Source organism: Vitreoscilla sp. C1 (assembly GCF_002951955.2).
Classification (GTDB): Bacteria; Pseudomonadota; Gammaproteobacteria; order Burkholderiales; family Neisseriaceae; genus Vitreoscilla; species Vitreoscilla stercoraria.
Window position 1 is genome coordinate 1048590 of the sequence record NZ_CP019644.2, and the last position, 14226, is coordinate 1062815.

General features: G+C 44.6%; 18 protein-coding genes. 11 read left to right on the forward strand and 7 right to left on the reverse strand.

Going from position 1 to position 14226, the window contains the following annotated elements; genetic code table 11:
* Nucleotides 1-10 precede the first annotated feature (10 nt).
* Nucleotides 11-1117: a hypothetical protein gene (gene cca / locus ADP71_RS05115; RefSeq protein ID WP_019958971.1), complete on the reverse strand. Its 1107-nt coding sequence runs from the start codon at nucleotides 1115-1117 to the stop codon at nucleotides 11-13.
* A gap of 270 nt (nucleotides 1118-1387) precedes the next feature.
* Between cca and ADP71_RS05120 the strand changes: the two genes are divergently transcribed.
* From ADP71_RS05120 to ADP71_RS05140, 5 genes are all read left to right on the forward strand, one after another.
* Nucleotides 1388-2305 carry a branched-chain amino acid ABC transporter permease gene (locus ADP71_RS05120; protein ID WP_019958972.1) on the forward strand — a complete coding sequence of 306 codons (918 nt, stop codon included), beginning with the start codon at nucleotides 1388-1390 and terminating at the stop codon, nucleotides 2303-2305.
* 11 nt (nucleotides 2306-2316) lie between these two features.
* A complete protein-coding gene (locus ADP71_RS05125) occupies nucleotides 2317-3411 on the forward strand; it encodes an ABC transporter permease subunit (protein WP_019958973.1) in 1095 nt (364 codons plus the stop codon).
* Entirely contained in the window at nucleotides 3412-4182 is a 771-nt protein-coding gene (locus ADP71_RS05130; RefSeq protein ID WP_019958974.1) for an ABC transporter ATP-binding protein, read from the forward strand.
* A complete protein-coding gene (locus ADP71_RS05135; protein ID WP_019958975.1) occupies nucleotides 4179-4889 on the forward strand; it encodes an ABC transporter ATP-binding protein in 711 nt (236 codons plus the stop codon). The genes ADP71_RS05130 and ADP71_RS05135 overlap by 4 nt, the downstream gene beginning before the upstream one ends.
* A gap of 180 nt (nucleotides 4890-5069) precedes the next feature.
* Entirely contained in the window at nucleotides 5070-5255 is a 186-nt protein-coding gene (locus tag ADP71_RS05140) for a hypothetical protein (RefSeq protein ID WP_104931643.1), read from the forward strand.
* 15 nt (nucleotides 5256-5270) lie between these two features.
* Here the strand turns inward: ADP71_RS05140 and ADP71_RS05145 are convergent, their stop codons facing one another.
* Together ADP71_RS05145 and ADP71_RS05150 are read right to left on the reverse strand one after the other, a co-directional pair.
* Nucleotides 5271-6113 carry an IS3 family transposase gene (locus tag ADP71_RS05145; protein ID WP_104931415.1) on the reverse strand — a complete coding sequence of 281 codons (843 nt, stop codon included), beginning with the start codon at nucleotides 6111-6113 and terminating at the stop codon, nucleotides 5271-5273.
* A complete protein-coding gene (locus tag ADP71_RS05150; RefSeq protein ID WP_104931416.1) occupies nucleotides 6089-6403 on the reverse strand; it encodes a transposase in 315 nt (104 codons plus the stop codon). Before ADP71_RS05150 ends, ADP71_RS05145 begins: the two co-directional genes overlap by 25 nt.
* Nucleotides 6404-6445: 42 nt before the next feature.
* Between ADP71_RS05150 and ADP71_RS05155 the strand changes: the two genes are divergently transcribed.
* Entirely contained in the window at nucleotides 6446-6763 is a 318-nt protein-coding gene (locus ADP71_RS05155; protein WP_104931644.1) for a hypothetical protein, read from the forward strand.
* Between the two features lie 107 nt (nucleotides 6764-6870).
* Here ADP71_RS05155 and trxB read toward each other — a convergent pair whose 3' ends face one another.
* From trxB to ADP71_RS05175, 4 genes are all read right to left on the reverse strand, one after another.
* The gene (trxB, locus tag ADP71_RS05160; RefSeq protein ID WP_019958977.1) at nucleotides 6871-7824 is read right to left on the reverse strand and encodes a thioredoxin-disulfide reductase; all 954 of its coding nucleotides are present in this window, start codon (nucleotides 7822-7824) and stop codon (nucleotides 6871-6873) included.
* Nucleotides 7825-7924: 100 nt separating this feature from the next.
* On the reverse strand, nucleotides 7925-8941 hold the full coding sequence (waaF, locus tag ADP71_RS05165; RefSeq protein WP_019958978.1) for a lipopolysaccharide heptosyltransferase II: 1017 nt from the start codon (nucleotides 8939-8941) through the stop codon (nucleotides 7925-7927).
* Nucleotides 8942-8944: 3 nt separating this feature from the next.
* The gene (locus ADP71_RS05170) at nucleotides 8945-9133 is read right to left on the reverse strand and encodes a zinc-finger domain-containing protein (protein WP_026353644.1); all 189 of its coding nucleotides are present in this window, start codon (nucleotides 9131-9133) and stop codon (nucleotides 8945-8947) included.
* 51 nt (nucleotides 9134-9184) lie between these two features.
* Entirely contained in the window at nucleotides 9185-9448 is a 264-nt protein-coding gene (locus ADP71_RS05175; protein ID WP_019958980.1) for a hypothetical protein, read from the reverse strand.
* 310 nt (nucleotides 9449-9758) lie between these two features.
* Between ADP71_RS05175 and ADP71_RS05180 the strand changes: the two genes are divergently transcribed.
* The 5 genes from ADP71_RS05180 to rfaD are packed head-to-tail and all read left to right on the forward strand — an operon-like array spanning nucleotide 9759 to nucleotide 14060.
* Nucleotides 9759-10100: a LapA family protein gene (locus tag ADP71_RS05180; RefSeq protein ID WP_081619579.1), complete on the forward strand. Its 342-nt coding sequence runs from the start codon at nucleotides 9759-9761 to the stop codon at nucleotides 10098-10100.
* Between the two features lie 23 nt (nucleotides 10101-10123).
* Nucleotides 10124-11302, forward strand: a complete 1179-nt coding sequence (gene lapB, locus ADP71_RS05185) for a lipopolysaccharide assembly protein LapB (protein WP_019958982.1) — start codon at nucleotides 10124-10126, stop codon at nucleotides 11300-11302.
* A gap of 5 nt (nucleotides 11303-11307) precedes the next feature.
* Nucleotides 11308-12051, forward strand: a complete 744-nt coding sequence (pyrF, locus tag ADP71_RS05190; protein WP_104931646.1) for an orotidine-5'-phosphate decarboxylase — start codon at nucleotides 11308-11310, stop codon at nucleotides 12049-12051.
* Nucleotides 12052-12071: 20 nt separating this feature from the next.
* Nucleotides 12072-13034, forward strand: a complete 963-nt coding sequence (gene rfaE1 / locus ADP71_RS05195; protein WP_019958984.1) for a D-glycero-beta-D-manno-heptose-7-phosphate kinase — start codon at nucleotides 12072-12074, stop codon at nucleotides 13032-13034.
* Nucleotides 13035-13055: 21 nt separating this feature from the next.
* Nucleotides 13056-14060 carry an ADP-glyceromanno-heptose 6-epimerase gene (gene rfaD / locus ADP71_RS05200; RefSeq protein WP_019958985.1) on the forward strand — a complete coding sequence of 335 codons (1005 nt, stop codon included), beginning with the start codon at nucleotides 13056-13058 and terminating at the stop codon, nucleotides 14058-14060.
* Nucleotides 14061-14226: the final 166 nt, after the last annotated feature.

Below are 14226 nucleotides of genomic sequence, written 5' to 3' on the forward strand. Positions count from 1 at the left end.
GTGTGTTTTCTTATTGTAAACTTTGAGTAATGGCAGCTAAGCGTGCAGTGTGTATGGTATTGGCAATCATGCGTTTGTCTTCACATTGTAAAGCCAATTGGGCAGTGTTGACTGCCAAACAAGCCGCCAGTGCTTGTGGCCAAACCGATGGTGGTGGAGTTTGTGATGTGAGGGCAGCAAGTGTGATACAGGTTTGCCACAATTGTTGCCAGCGTTCAGGTCGTCGCCATACATCACAACGTTGGAATACTGACAATATTTGTTCGGCACTTAAAATCTCTGTTTGCATGAGTATTGGATAAGCGTCCTGTAAAATATTGGCAGCGTCAGCACAATCTTTTGGCACTCGCAATGATTGGTGAATGGTTTGTAAAGGTGGGGGCAGGTGCAAACACAATATCGCATAACTCATGCTTAAATGTTGATATGGACTGAAGCCTTGTAAATTTTGCAAAGTGTTTTGCCACAAATCAGGCGCTTGCTGTTGCAAAGTATCAGCGGCCTGTAAAATTTTATGCAGCGCATGGCTGTGTGACAACACTTCAAAAAAGCGTTGTGGCTGCGGCTCTAACAAGGCTTTGGACAATTCTTGCCATACCCGTTCGGGAACCAATGCATCGACTTCGCCTGCGTCAACCATCTTTTGCATCAAAACCATGGTTTCGGCAGCCACTTGAAAATCAAAGCGAGCGGCAAAACGACCAACGCGTAAAATGCGCACAGGGTCTTCGCTAAACGCGGCGCTGACATGGCGCAACATACCTGCGTGCAAATCTTGTTGCCCCAAATAGGGGTCGGTGATGTTGCCATCGGCATCTTGAGCCATGGCATTGATGGTCAAATCGCGTCTTTGTAAATCTTGTTCTAAGGTGACATCGACCGCGGTATTGAATTGAAAACCATGATAACCTGCGCCAATTTTGCGCTCGGTACGCGCCAAAGCATATTCTTCTCGGCTTTTGGGATGTAAAAACACCGGAAAATCTTTGCCTACCGCTTCAAAACCCAAATCCAGCATTTCTTGTGGCGTGGCACCGACCACTACCCAATCCTTGTCTTTTATGGGCAAACCTAATAAGCCATCTCTGACGGCACCGCCTACCAAATACACCTGCATGGTCATTCCTATATATACTCAAAGTATGAAAACATCTTAGCACACCTGTATTTTATGCAAAAATAATCTATTTTTTGCAGAAAACAGCAAAAACTGCCGATATCTGCCAAATTACCTTGGTGAATTGGTTAAATTCATTTTAATTATGCAAAAATTTGTGCTATTTTCCCTAGCTGATTGAATGTGAAAAAATGGCTCGTTTTGATAGCCATAGGAATAAATAACCATAAAGCACAGAAGAAGGAGCAAATTTTGACATCGGAAATTTTCATGCAATTGCTGTTAAACGGGCTTGTTGTTGGCTCGATTTACGGTTTGATTGCACTTGGCTATACCATGGTGTATGGCATTATGGGTTTAATCAACTTCGCCCATGGTGAAGTGGTTATGTTTGGCGGCATGATTTGTATCAGTATTCTGTCTGCGTTTATCAGTATGGGCATCGATTTGCCTGGTTTTGCCATGGTGTTGTTGGCCATGATTTGTACCATTCCTGTGTGTATGGCTTTGGGCTTCAGTATGGAGTTGATCGCATACCGTCCACTGCGTAAGGCGCCGCGTTTGGCACCTTTGATTACGGCCATTGGTTTGTCAATTGTATTGCAACAAGTGGCCGTGATTATTTGGGGCACTTCTTATGTGAAATTCCCTGCTGTTTTAGACCACACGCCCATTAACATCATGGGCGCAGTCGTAACCAAAATTCAAATTTTGATTGTGGTTTTGTGTTTTGCGGTGATGTTTGGCATGTTGGCCTTGGTGAACAAAACCAAATTGGGTCGCGCTATGCGTTCGACCAGCCAAAAACCTGATGTGGCTCGTTTGATGGGCGTAAACGTGAACTGGATCATTTCTTTGACCTTTATGTTGGGTTCAGGTTTGGGTGCCATCGCTGGCGTGATGCATGCTGCCAATTATGATCAAATCCATTACACCACTGGTTTTATGATTGGCTTGAAAGCATTCTGTGCGGCTGTTTTAGGCGGTATTGGTAATTTGACAGGCGCTGTGGTGGGCGGCTTGGTTTTGGGCATTGCAGAGAGCTTTTTTGCAGGCACGATTTCCAATATTACCAATGGCTTTTTGGGTTCCAATTACCAAGACATCTTCTCGTTCTTCGTGTTGATTATGGTATTGGTATTCCGTCCAAGCGGTTTGTTGGGCGAAAAACAAGCTGACCGTGCGTAAAGGGGGAAAAGATGACAAAAAATAATCCCGCCTTGAATATAGGCATTAACATCGCTTTATTGGCTGCTTTAGTGGTCTTGCCATTCATCATTGGTACTTCATTTGGCAATTCATGGGTGAACTTGCTTAACTTCGCCTTGATTTACGTCATGCTGGCTTTGGGTTTGAACTTGGTAGTGGGTTTTGCAGGTTTGCTCGATTTGGGTTATGTGGCGTTTTATGCAGTCGGTGCTTACACGTTTGCTTTGCTGGCCTCGCCACATTTTGGCATCCATTGGCCTTGGTATGTCACCATTCCGATTGGTGCCTTGCTCGCTGGTTTGTGCGGCATTATGTTGGGTACGCCGGTATTGCGTTTGAAGGGCGACTATTTGGCAATTGTGACTTTGGGCTTTGGTGAAATCATTCGAATTTTCATGAATAATTTGAGCCAACCTGTCAACATTACCAACGGTCCCCAAGGCATCAGTGCCATTGATCCTATCATGTTTGGCGATTACAAATTAAGCTCAGGCATCGACATTTTTGGTCAGTCGTATCCTAAAGCGTATGCTTACTATTATTTGTTCTTGTTATTGGCTGCTTTGACAGTGCTTTTTTGTAGCCGCTTGCAACACTCGCGTATTGGTCGTGCTTGGGAAGCGATGCGTGAAGACGATGTGGCTGCACAAGCGATGGGTATTAACATTCGCAACATGAAATTGTTGGCATTCTCTTTGGGCGCTTTGAGCGGTGGTATGGCAGGTGGCTTGTTTGCTTCGTATCAACGCTTCGTATCGCCTGAATCGTTTGTGTTGCTTGAATCTATCATGATTTTGTGTATGGTGGTTTTGGGCGGTATGGGCAATATTCGCGGTGTGATTGTTGGTGCAATTTTGATTACTTTTATTCCTGAAGTTTTGCGTGAATTTGCTGAGCCTGTGCAAATGATGTTGTTGGGTAAAGTGGTATTGCCAACTGAGAATGTGCGCATGTTGGTATTTGGCTTGGCGTTGATTTTGATGATGTTGTTGCGTCCACAAGGTTTGTTGCCGGGTAAACGCCGTGCTTCAGGCTTCAAAGTGGCACAAAATACATCTGCATCCAAACCAACAGGAGACGCATAAATGTCTGAAACATTATTGAGCATCAATGGCATCGTCAAACGCTTTGGTGGTTTGACTGCTTTGAATGAAGTAGGCTTATCAATCAACAAAGGTGAAATTTATGGTTTGATTGGTCCTAATGGCGCGGGTAAAACCACTTTGTTCAACGTGCTGACAGGTCTTTATATGCCTGATGAAGGGCAGTTCAACTTTGATGGTCACAATTTGTTCCGTGTTAAACCTGACCGTGTGGTGAAAGCAGGCATTGCGCGTACGTTTCAAAACATTCGTTTGTTTGGAGAAATGACGGCTTTGGAAAATGTCATGGTAGGTCGTCATACTCGCAGCAAAGCCAATGCCATTGGTGCTGTATTTCGCACGCCTGCTGCCAAACGTGAAGAGCAAGAGATTTTGCAAAAATCTTATGATTTGCTCAAATACGTGGGCATTGAAGATGTGATTGATGAGCAAGCTTGCAATTTGTCTTATGGTCATCAACGCCGTTTGGAAATCGCGCGTGCTTTGGCGTGTGAGCCAAAACTATTGGCTTTGGATGAACCTGCGGCAGGCATGAACCCATCTGAAACCGAGGGTTTAAAAGAGTTGATGAGTAAAATCCGCGACGATGGTGTGACCATTTTGTTGATTGAACACGATGTGAAATTGATGATGGAATTGTGCGACCGTATCGCGGTTTTGGATTATGGTCAAAAAATTGCCGAAGGTTTACCAGAAGAAATCCGTACCAACCCGCGCGTGATTGAAGCGTATTTGGGAGCTGCACACGAATGAGTATTTTGAAAATTGAGAATTTGAATGTCAATTACGGTGGTATTCAGGCCGTATCGGATTTGAATTTGCACATTGAGCAAGGCGAGTTGGTGACTTTGATTGGTGCCAATGGCGCGGGTAAAACCACCACTTTGCGTACCATTACTGGTTTGGTGAAACCCAAATCAGGTACTTTGTTATACCAAGACCAAGACATTCGCAAAACCGAAGTGCATAATTTTGTGCGTCAAGGTTTGGTGATGGTGCCTGAAGGTCGCGGTATTTTTCCTAAGTTGACCGTGTTGGAAAACTTGGAGATGGGTGCATATTACCGCCATGACCATGCTGCTATCAAAGATGAAATCGATCATGTGATGCAATTGTTTCCACGCTTGAAAGAGCGTGCGACGCAATTGGCAGGAACGCTTTCAGGTGGTGAACAGCAAATGGTCGCAATGGGCCGGGCGATGTTGTCTAAGCCTAAACTGCTGTTGCTTGATGAGCCGTCTATGGGTTTGGCGCCCATCATTGTGCAGCAAATTTTTGACATCATTCAAACCATTCACAGCCAAGGCGTGACCATTTTGTTGGTAGAACAAAACGCCAAATTGGCTTTGCAAATTTCTGACCGTGGTTACGTGATGGAAAGTGGCAAAGTGACGATGGCAGACAAAGCCGATGTCTTATTGAACGACCCGCGCATCTTGAGCGCATATTTGGGTGGTTAAGCCTATGTGAAGCCTATAAGCGTCCTGTAAAGTTTACAGGACGCTTTTTTTGCGTTGCAGCAATTATCCGTATAAATATAGTTTTTTCATAAATGATTCGGTTATACTGAAAAACCAATCATGATAAAACAGACTGACAGTATGCAAACAGTCGATAACAAAAAAAGCAAGGAAGCGAATATGGAAACCAAGACCTTGAACACAGCGTTTGATGTGCAAGACAAAAATCTACAACAATTGGTGGCTTTGGCCACGCAAGCACATGAAGGTCAAGTTGATAAAAATGGTGTGGATTATATTCACCATCCCGTCAGCGTTGCCAATCATTATTATCGTTTGTTTGGTCAAGATTATGTAATGACCTAGCACTTTCTGCACAAGTCACAAGCTTAATCGATAGACTTCAGTAGGAGTTTTCATACCCAATGCCTGATGAGGTCTTCGTTCATTGTAAAACTGTATCCAATCGCTCAATACACGATTGGCATGTTGCAAACTCTCAAAGCGGTAGCGATGAACGCATTGCTCTTTAATGGTGCGAATCAATCTTTCCACCATGCCGTTTTGCTGTGGGCAATGCGGTGTGATGAATTCTTGCTGCAAACCATAACTGCTCACCAACGCAGTATATTTGCGACTGGTAAACACCAAACCATTGTCTGAACGCAATAAGAAACGTTCAGGCACCTTGCCCAAACAGCGAAAGCGGCTGATCAAAGCGTGTTCCAATGCACTCACAGCCGTACTGGCTTTACCAGTTTTGGAAAGTTGCCAGCCCAATAATTCACGGGTATGGCAATCCATTACCAAAGCCAGACTGAGCCAACCATCTTTACCACCCCAAACCCGACACAAATCTGTAGACCAACGTTGATTTGGCTCCTGTGCTTTGGATGGCACCGCTTGAATCCGAGGTCTGCGACCGACTGAGCGTTTACGTACTTGCCAACCTTTGAGCTGAAACACACGTTGGACAGTGTTTTTATTCATACTCAGCAAAGCAGCAACCGTCCTGTAACCAAATGATGGTTGTTCTTCAATCAATTGTTTAATCGGTTCTGAATAGCATTCTTTTACCACTGGCTGTTTGCGATGTGGTCGGTAATACACTGAACGACGAGCCACACCAAACCAAGCACACAAGCGGCTGATGCTGACGTGAACACCATCAGATGCAAACTGTTCATGCAAACGCCAAATCAGTTCTCGTCCCGCTCCAACCATTCCTCCAACTTTTTTCGCGCACGCAGCTCCAACATCGCTTCACCATAAGCGGCCTGTAATTGGTGAATTTGCTTTTCGTATTGCTGACGCACATCACGAGGTTTGGCTCGCAAAGCGTTTTCCATACCTTCTTTAGCTTGATCAACCCAGCTTTCCAATTCAGATGGCGTTAAATCAAATTGCCGAGAAGCTTCGGCTACCGTGGTCTTACCTTGGATGATTTCCAATACCAATGCACTCTTGCGTTTGGCACTCCAACGTTTGTTTTCATCACTCATTTGGCTACTCATTTTAGTATCTCCTAGATGGAATAATACCTGAGCAGAAATTTAGTGGGTCATTACAATTATGCTGGCATCGCCACAGCTTTATTGCATGATACTTTAGAAGATACTTCTTTGAGCGCGCATGATTTGAGTGCTTATGTCCCGCAAACCATTATTTATTCAATTTCCTTATTGACTAAAAACAAAGGTACGGATTATTTAGAATATGTTAAAAATCTGATTGCCACAGGCGATAAAACGGCCATTCGGGTTAAATATTGCGATTTGCTGCACAATACTGACCCCAATCGTGGCAGTGAACCGCCTGCGCACAAAGCAGCTTTATACCAACAAGCGTTGAATCTTTTACGTGAGCATGTTTGAAATGAAAATCAGTAATGACCAAGCGTCCTGTAAAGTTTACAGGACGCTGATAAACACAAAACGCTTAACCATTTGGTTAAGCGTTTTGTGTTTCAAATACCGAACAATCAGTTCAAACCATCCAAATAACGTTCTGCATCCAAAGCCGCTTGGCAACCGCTGGCTGCGCTGGTAATGGCTTGGCGGTAGGTGTGGTCTTTGACATCGCCAGCTGCCCACACGCCTGCAATATTGGTCAAGCCAACATTGTCTGCGGTGCCACCTTGGGTAATCAAATAACCTGTTTCGTCCATGTCCAATTGGCCTTTGAAGATATCGGTATTGGGTTTGTGACCGATTGCGATGAACACACCTGCCAAAGCGATGTCTTCGGTGCTGCCGTCATTGTTTTTCAAACGTGCGCCAGTCACACCTGAAGCATCGCCTAAAATTTCGTCTAAGTTGGCATTCAATTTCAATGAAATTTTGCCTTCTTCCACGCGTTTCATCAATTTATCAATCATGATTTTTTCAGCACGGAAAGTTTCACGACGGTGTACCAATGTCACGTGTTCGGCAATGTTGGCCAAATACAAAGCTTCTTCAACCGCCGTATTGCCACCGCCTACAACAGCGACTTTTTGACCTTTGTAAAAGAAACCGTCACAAGTGGCACAAGCTGAAACACCTTTGCCTGCAAACGCTTCTTCGCTAGGCAAACCCAAATACTTGGCCGATGCACCTGTGGCGATAATCAATGCGTCACAAGTGTAAGAACCCATGTCGCCTGTCAAAGTGAAAGGACGATTTTGTAAGTCCACTTGGTTGATTTGGTCGAACAACATTTCTGTGCCAAAGCGTTCTGCATGTTCTTGAAAACGCACCATCAAATCAGGACCTTGTACGCCGTTGACGTCAGCTGGCCAGTTGTCTACTTCGGTGGTGGTCATCAATTGACCGCCTTGTGCCAAGCCTGTGATTAAAGTTGGTTTTAAGTTGGCGCGCGCGGCATAGACTGCAGCAGTATAACCGGCAGGACCAGAACCTAAAATAATCAAACGGCTGTGTTTGATGTCAGACATACGAAAACTCCTTGGTGTTAACAGCTGGGATTGTTGCAATAAATAAGAGAGGATTGTCGTTAACTTTGCCGACACAGTCTAATTTATATAAGTAATCTACTTATAGTGATGTCATTAATTCTTGTGCCGCCAAATACACAGACAACGGTGTCAATTGATTCAAGCAATTGGTATGTCCTAATGGACACACTCGCTCAAAACAAGGGCTGCAATCGAGGTTAAGACTAACAATTTTGGCTTTTTGACTCAGTGGCGGTGTGTGGTGAGGACTAGATGAGCCAAACACACTGACCACCGGTGTACCGACGGCAGCGGCAACATGCATCAAGCCTGAATCGTTACAAACCACTACTTTGGCGGTCGCAATCAAATCAATGGCTTGGTCTATCTTGGTTTTACCACATAAATTGATGCATTGATTAAGGCTTAGTTGGTTGATTTGTTCGGCAATGTCATGGTCTTTTTGCGAGCCAATCAACCAAATTTGTTTGCCTTCTTTGATAAAGCGTTGTGCCAAATCCGCATAATGTTCAGCAGGCCAGCGCTTGGCAGGACCATATTCAGCGCCAGGGCAGAACACGACGGCATCTTTGGTGCTCAATTGCAAATCTTGTAAGGTTTGCTGTTGTTGCGCATTGTTCACTTGCAACCGTGGGTAGGCAATGGGGCGTTGCAAAGCTTCGATAGGTGATTGTGCCAACTTAGCATAGCGTTCCACCATCAACGGCAAAGCCATTTCATCCAATTCGTGGATGTTGTTGAGTAAGCCGCGACGTGATTCGCCCAAAAAGCCTGTGCGACGTTTGATGCCACTGAAAAAAGGCACCAAAGCCGATTTTAATGAACCAGGCAAAACCACCACTTCTTGATAATGGTTTTTGGATAAAGCTCGACCTTCTCTAAAGCGTGCACGCAGTTTGACATCTCCATGACCAAAAGGGTTGGTAATGATGTTGTTGACTTCGGGCATGCGACTGAAGACGGCTTTAGACCAATTGGCGGCATACACATCGATGATGGTATGGTCTTGACGTTGCTTTAAGCGAGCCAATAAAGGCTGGGTCATCACACAATCGCCTATCCATGAAGGTGCGATGACCAAGATGCGATACGTCATGGTTTAGTGATGACCGCCAGCTTCGCCTTCTAAACGGTAAACTGTACCGCAATATGGGCAACGGATGCTGCTGTTAGATTCGATAGGCAAAAACACACGAGGGTGATTGTTCCATAAAGCCACATCAGCAGTTGGGCAATGCAAAGGCAAATCATGAGGGGTAATGGTGATTACTTTTTCGTTGTTGCTCATTTTAAAGTCGGTTCCTGTTTTGAAAATCAATGGTGACATTGAAAAATGTTTTTATTTGTCTGTCGCCGCCTCGATGGCCCAAGTGGCCTCTTGCCACGATGGACACGCCGATTTATCTACAATGTGAAAAAACGCGCCATCATCGTAAAACCAAGCCGAAATTTTCGGTGTCATCAAAATCAGCCAAGCTTTGGCATAATTCCGACTGTATAACCGTGTATTTCGTGCTTGTACAATCGCAGCATCTAATGCGTTACTCAGGCGTACATCGTCCCCATAAAAATAAATTTCATGCGGAAAAGTGACTATGTTCATTTTGATGTCCTCGCAGTGGTCACTGATAAGGGTGAGCTACATCGTGTGCATCCATCACAACACATCCAAGACTTCAGAATGTTGATGGCGTGGATTTGATTTAAATCAAATGTGTGTTTAGCTCAGAATCAAAATGTCCATATTTAGTTCGATTATACACATGAACTTCAATGCGCCGCAAAGCCATATAGCATTGGCTTTGGTGCCTGATTGTGTTCAGGTGAAGCTTGTCATACATAGATGATACCTTAAAGTGTTAAAATCGTATAAACTGCGAAGCAAATAGAACTTTATTAAAAGGACAAGACCCATGCTTAAATGGCTTTCAATTGTCATGATGTTCATCGTTTTCATTGCTTTGTTGGCAGTGACTTTGGGCAATACTCACAGTGTTGACTTTAATTTGGTCGGTCTGCCGACTACCACTTGGCCATTGGTTGTGTTTTTATGGATGGCTTTTGTGATTGGTGCTTTGGTAGGTGTTTTATCGATGTTGGGTCGTTTGCTGCGTTTGCGCGGTGAAGCAGCTGATTTGAGTAAAAAATTGAAAAAAGCACAGCAAGCCAATGTTGATTTGCAAGCACAATTGGATCAGCAGGGCAAACCAGTGGCCATGAATACGGCTGATGTGATTGTGCCTGTACAACCATAAAAAAGCCAAACAGAAAGTAAGACATGGATACAGCAGTATGGTGGTGGATTGTACCGGTATGTTTGTTACCGGTATTTTTTGCCATGGGATGGTTCGCCGCACGGGTGGACATGAAAACCGTCCTGAAACAAGCCAAAACCGTCCCATCTGATTTTTATGCAGGTGTGGATGCTTTGGTTGATAAAAACACCGATGTGGCAGTGCGTGCGTTTGGTGATGTGGTGGCCAAACAAGAAGGCTCGATCGAGTCTTATGAATTGGCAGTGAGTATGGGCAAGTTATACCGCAATCGTGGTGAAAATGACAAAGCCATTGCCATGCATCAAAAATTGTTAGAATCGCCAGACTTGATTGGAGAAAAACGTCAACGTGTTTTGTATGAGTTGGGACAAGATTTTCAAAATGCAGGTTTGGTTGATCGCGCTGAGCAAATTTTTCAAGATTTAAAAGAAGGCAATGCAGGCAAATTGGCGCGTGAGGTGTTGCTTAACATTTACCAACAAGACCGAGATTGGGAGCAGGCCATTGCCATTGCGCAAGAGTTAAGCCACGATGCACAAACCTATCAATTTGAAATTGCACAGTTTTATTGTGAGTTGGCGCAGGCATCGTTGTTTCGTAGCCAATTTGAACAAGCCAAAAGTCACATTCAAAAAGCTTTGGATTACAATCGAAAATGCACGCGTGCCAATATGTTGCGTGGCGATGTGGCGATGGCGGAAAATCGTTTTCAGGATGCTATAGAGGCGTATAGTGCCATCGAACAACAAAATCATGCTTATTTGAGCATGGTGGGTGAAAAAATATTCGATGCGTACCATGCACAAGGTCAAGCGGAACAAGGCTTGAATGTTTTGATTGGTTATATCCGTACTTTCCCGCAATTAGATTTGATTGATGTGATTTATGAAAAAGCTTTGATTTTGCGTGGCGAAAGCGAAGCGGCGTCGTTGGCGGCAGATTTGGTGCGTGTGAATCCTGATTTGCGTGGTGCTTACCGTTTGCTAGGCTTGCAATTGTCGACCTTAGACCCAGCTTGGCGTGCTGATGTGGACATGATGCGTGGTGTGGTGGGGCGTTATGCACGCAAAGCTTTGATGTACCGTTGTCGCCATTGTCATTTTAAATCTCAAGTGTTTTTCTGGCACTGTCCTGCTTGCAATAAGTGGGAAACCTTTACCCCAAATAAAATAGAAGTTTGAAGAATATGAACCCATTGATTTTACCTGAATACCAAGCTGTGACCCCAACACCTGTCATTGTGGCTTTGGATTTTGACAATGCCGAATCAACTTTGTCGTTTGTACGTCAATTAGACCCAAGTTTGTGTCAAGTCAAAGTGGGCAAAGAGTTGTTTACTGCTACAGGACGCTTTTTGGTCGACAGTTTGGTCAATCAAGGCTTTAAATTGTTTTTGGATTTGAAATACCACGACATTCCCAATACGGTGGCGTCGGCGTGTCGTGTGGCCGCAGACATGGGTGTGTGGATGGTAGACATGCACGCGTGTGGCGGTCGTCGTCAAATGGAAGCGGCAGTGGAAGCGGTCGCCAATTACACTCACAAACCTTTGTTAATTGGCGTGACAGTGTTAACGAGCATGGACGAAGCGGATGCGCGCGAAGTGGGTATCACTAAGCCTATTGCTGAGCATGTTGTTGATTTGGCAAGCTTGGCAAAATCTTCAGGCTTGGATGGCGTGGTGTGTTCGGCACAAGAAGCGGGCATGTTGCGTCAAGCTTTAGGAAAAGAATTTTTATTGGTTACACCGGGCATTCGTTTGCCTAATGCACAAAACAGCGATGATCAACGCCGCATCATGACACCGCAAGACGCGTTAACAGCAGGCTCGAGTTATTTGGTGATGGGTCGTCCTGTTACTCAAGCTCAAAATCCTGTCGCAGTGATTCGTGATGTGAATGCCATTGCTATGGCGATGAATGCGCAATAAAGCGGCCTGAAAGGATGGCAATGAAATTATTGCAACAATTGGAAATGGCTGCAGATGATTTGAGCCAACGCTTTGCTGCTGCCAAAATTTTGGTGGTGGGCGATGTGATGTTAGACCGTTATTGGTTTGGCGATACACACCGTATTTCTCCTGAAGCACCTGTACCTGTAGCCAAAATTGAAAAAATCGACCAACGTGCAGGCGGTGCGGCCAATGTGGCGCGCAATATTGCTTGTTTGGGTGGTCAAGCGAGCTTGCTTGCCATTACGGGCGATGATGAGCCTGCTGATGCCTTGGCACAATTGATGCAAGACGAGGGTGTACAAAGCCATTTGGTGCGTGACAGCGGCATTGCCACTACCATCAAATTGCGTGTGGTCGCCCGCAACCAACAATTGATTCGTTTGGATTTTGAAGACGAACCTCAAACAGCGGCCTTGCAACAAAAATGGCAGCAATATCGAGATTTGATTCAAGACTGCGATGTGGTCGTGTTAAGCGATTACGGCAAAGGTGGTTTGGCGCAGGTGCGTGACATGATTTTGGCGGCCAAAGAGCTAGGCAAGCCTGTATTGGTGGATCCTAAAGGCAACGATTACATGAAATACGAATCGGCAAGTTTGATTACGCCGAATCGTTCTGAATTAAAAGAAGTGGTCGGGGCTTGGCATTCGGAAGACGAATTGATTGAAAAAGCACAGCGCTTGCGTGACAAATTGCATTTGGATGGCTTGTTGCTCACTCGCAGCGAGGAAGGCATGACTTTATTCAAAGAAAGTCATACCGAAAACCAAGACACGCGCGCGCAAGAAGTATTCGATGTCTCGGGCGCAGGCGACACCGTGATTGCGAGCATGGCTTTGTGTGTGGCGGCAGGATTGAGCCATAGCCAAGCGATGCACGTTGCCAATACCGCCGCTGGTGTGGTGGTGGCCAAACTCGGTACTGCGGTGTGTACGCAAAAAGAATTGTTTGACGCTTAAAGCGTCCTGAAAGGTTGAATCATGACGATTATTGTGACTGGCGCAGCTGGTTTTATTGGTAGTAATTTGGTATTGGGCTTGAATAAATTGGGTTATACCGACATTGTGGCGGTAGACAATTTGAGCAGCGGCGATAAATTCCGCAATTTGGTCAATGCCGACATTGTGCATTATATGGACAAATTGGAGTTTATTGATTTGGTGCGCAATCATCGCTTGCCATTTCGCCATATTGAAGCGGTCTTTCATCAAGGTGCGTGTTCAGACACGATGAACCACGATGGTTTGTATATGATGGAAAACAATTACCAATACACTTTGGATTTGTTCGACTGGTGCCAAGACCAAGGTATTCCGTTTATTTATGCCTCCAGCGCTGCCGTTTATGGCAAAGGCGAAGTATTCAAAGAAGACCGCTCTTTAGAAAAACCATTGAATGTTTATGGTTATTCTAAATTTTTATTCGACCAAATCTTGCGCCAACGTATGGCACAAGGCTTGAATGCACAAGTGGCAGGTTTCCGTTATTTCAATGTGTATGGCATGCAAGAGCAACACAAAGGCCGCATGGCTTCTGTACCATTTCATCATTTTAACCAATACCGTGAACGTGGTTTTGTAGAATTGTTTGGTGAATACAATGGTTATGCCAATGGCGAACAGCGCCGTGATTTTGTCAGCGTAGAAAACTTGGTCGATGTTTTGTTACACTTTTTTGAACATCCTGAAAAATCGGGTATTTTCAATTTGGGTACAGGTCGCAGCCAGTCTTTCAATGAATTGGCAGCTGCTACTGTCAATGCTTGTCGCATCAACGAAGGCAAAGAGGCTTTGTCTTTGGCGGATTTGGTGAAGCAAGAATTCATCCGTTATATTCCATTCCCAGACAGCTTAAAAGGCAAATACCAAAGCTTTACTGAAGCGGATATTTCGGCTTTGCGTGAGGCAGGTTATGGCCATGAATTTTACAATGTGGAACAAGGTGTGGCACGTTATGTGCATGGATTGATTAACCATCCTGTTTAATGTTTTTGGGTTTGAGCCAAGTTTTTCAAGCGTCCTGTAAGTTACAGGACGCTTTTTTATATGGGCTGCCAATATCAACATGAATTTTTTTCATTTTTAATTGAATTTATATCGTTTTACTCATTTTTTGATTTGCGTTTAAATGTGCTCAAACCAAAAACCAGCG

Excerpts from the sequence above, each read along its gene's own strand:
- cca (WP_019958971.1), bottom strand. The coding sequence starts at position 1,117 with ATGCAGGTGTATTTGGTAGGCGGTGCCGTCAGAGATGGCTTATTAGGT.
- ADP71_RS05120 (WP_019958972.1), top strand. The coding sequence starts at position 1,388 with ATGCAATTGCTGTTAAACGGGCTTGTTGTTGGCTCGATTTACGGTTTG.
- ADP71_RS05125 (WP_019958973.1), top strand. The coding sequence starts at position 2,317 with ATGACAAAAAATAATCCCGCCTTGAATATAGGCATTAACATCGCTTTA.
- ADP71_RS05130 (WP_019958974.1), top strand. The coding sequence starts at position 3,412 with ATGTCTGAAACATTATTGAGCATCAATGGCATCGTCAAACGCTTTGGT.
- ADP71_RS05135 (WP_019958975.1), top strand. The coding sequence starts at position 4,179 with ATGAGTATTTTGAAAATTGAGAATTTGAATGTCAATTACGGTGGTATT.
- ADP71_RS05140 (WP_104931643.1), top strand. The coding sequence starts at position 5,070 with ATGGAAACCAAGACCTTGAACACAGCGTTTGATGTGCAAGACAAAAAT.
- ADP71_RS05145 (WP_104931415.1), bottom strand. The coding sequence starts at position 6,113 with ATGGTTGGAGCGGGACGAGAACTGATTTGGCGTTTGCATGAACAGTTT.
- ADP71_RS05150 (WP_104931416.1), bottom strand. The coding sequence starts at position 6,403 with ATGAGTAGCCAAATGAGTGATGAAAACAAACGTTGGAGTGCCAAACGC.
- trxB (WP_019958977.1), bottom strand. The coding sequence starts at position 7,824 with ATGTCTGACATCAAACACAGCCGTTTGATTATTTTAGGTTCTGGTCCT.
- waaF (WP_019958978.1), bottom strand. The coding sequence starts at position 8,941 with ATGACGTATCGCATCTTGGTCATCGCACCTTCATGGATAGGCGATTGT.
- ADP71_RS05170 (WP_026353644.1), bottom strand. The coding sequence starts at position 9,133 with ATGAGCAACAACGAAAAAGTAATCACCATTACCCCTCATGATTTGCCT.
- ADP71_RS05175 (WP_019958980.1), bottom strand. The coding sequence starts at position 9,448 with ATGAACATAGTCACTTTTCCGCATGAAATTTATTTTTATGGGGACGAT.
- ADP71_RS05180 (WP_081619579.1), top strand. The coding sequence starts at position 9,759 with ATGCTTAAATGGCTTTCAATTGTCATGATGTTCATCGTTTTCATTGCT.
- lapB (WP_019958982.1), top strand. The coding sequence starts at position 10,124 with ATGGATACAGCAGTATGGTGGTGGATTGTACCGGTATGTTTGTTACCG.
- pyrF (WP_104931646.1), top strand. The coding sequence starts at position 11,308 with ATGAACCCATTGATTTTACCTGAATACCAAGCTGTGACCCCAACACCT.
- rfaE1 (WP_019958984.1), top strand. The coding sequence starts at position 12,072 with ATGAAATTATTGCAACAATTGGAAATGGCTGCAGATGATTTGAGCCAA.
- rfaD (WP_019958985.1), top strand. The coding sequence starts at position 13,056 with ATGACGATTATTGTGACTGGCGCAGCTGGTTTTATTGGTAGTAATTTG.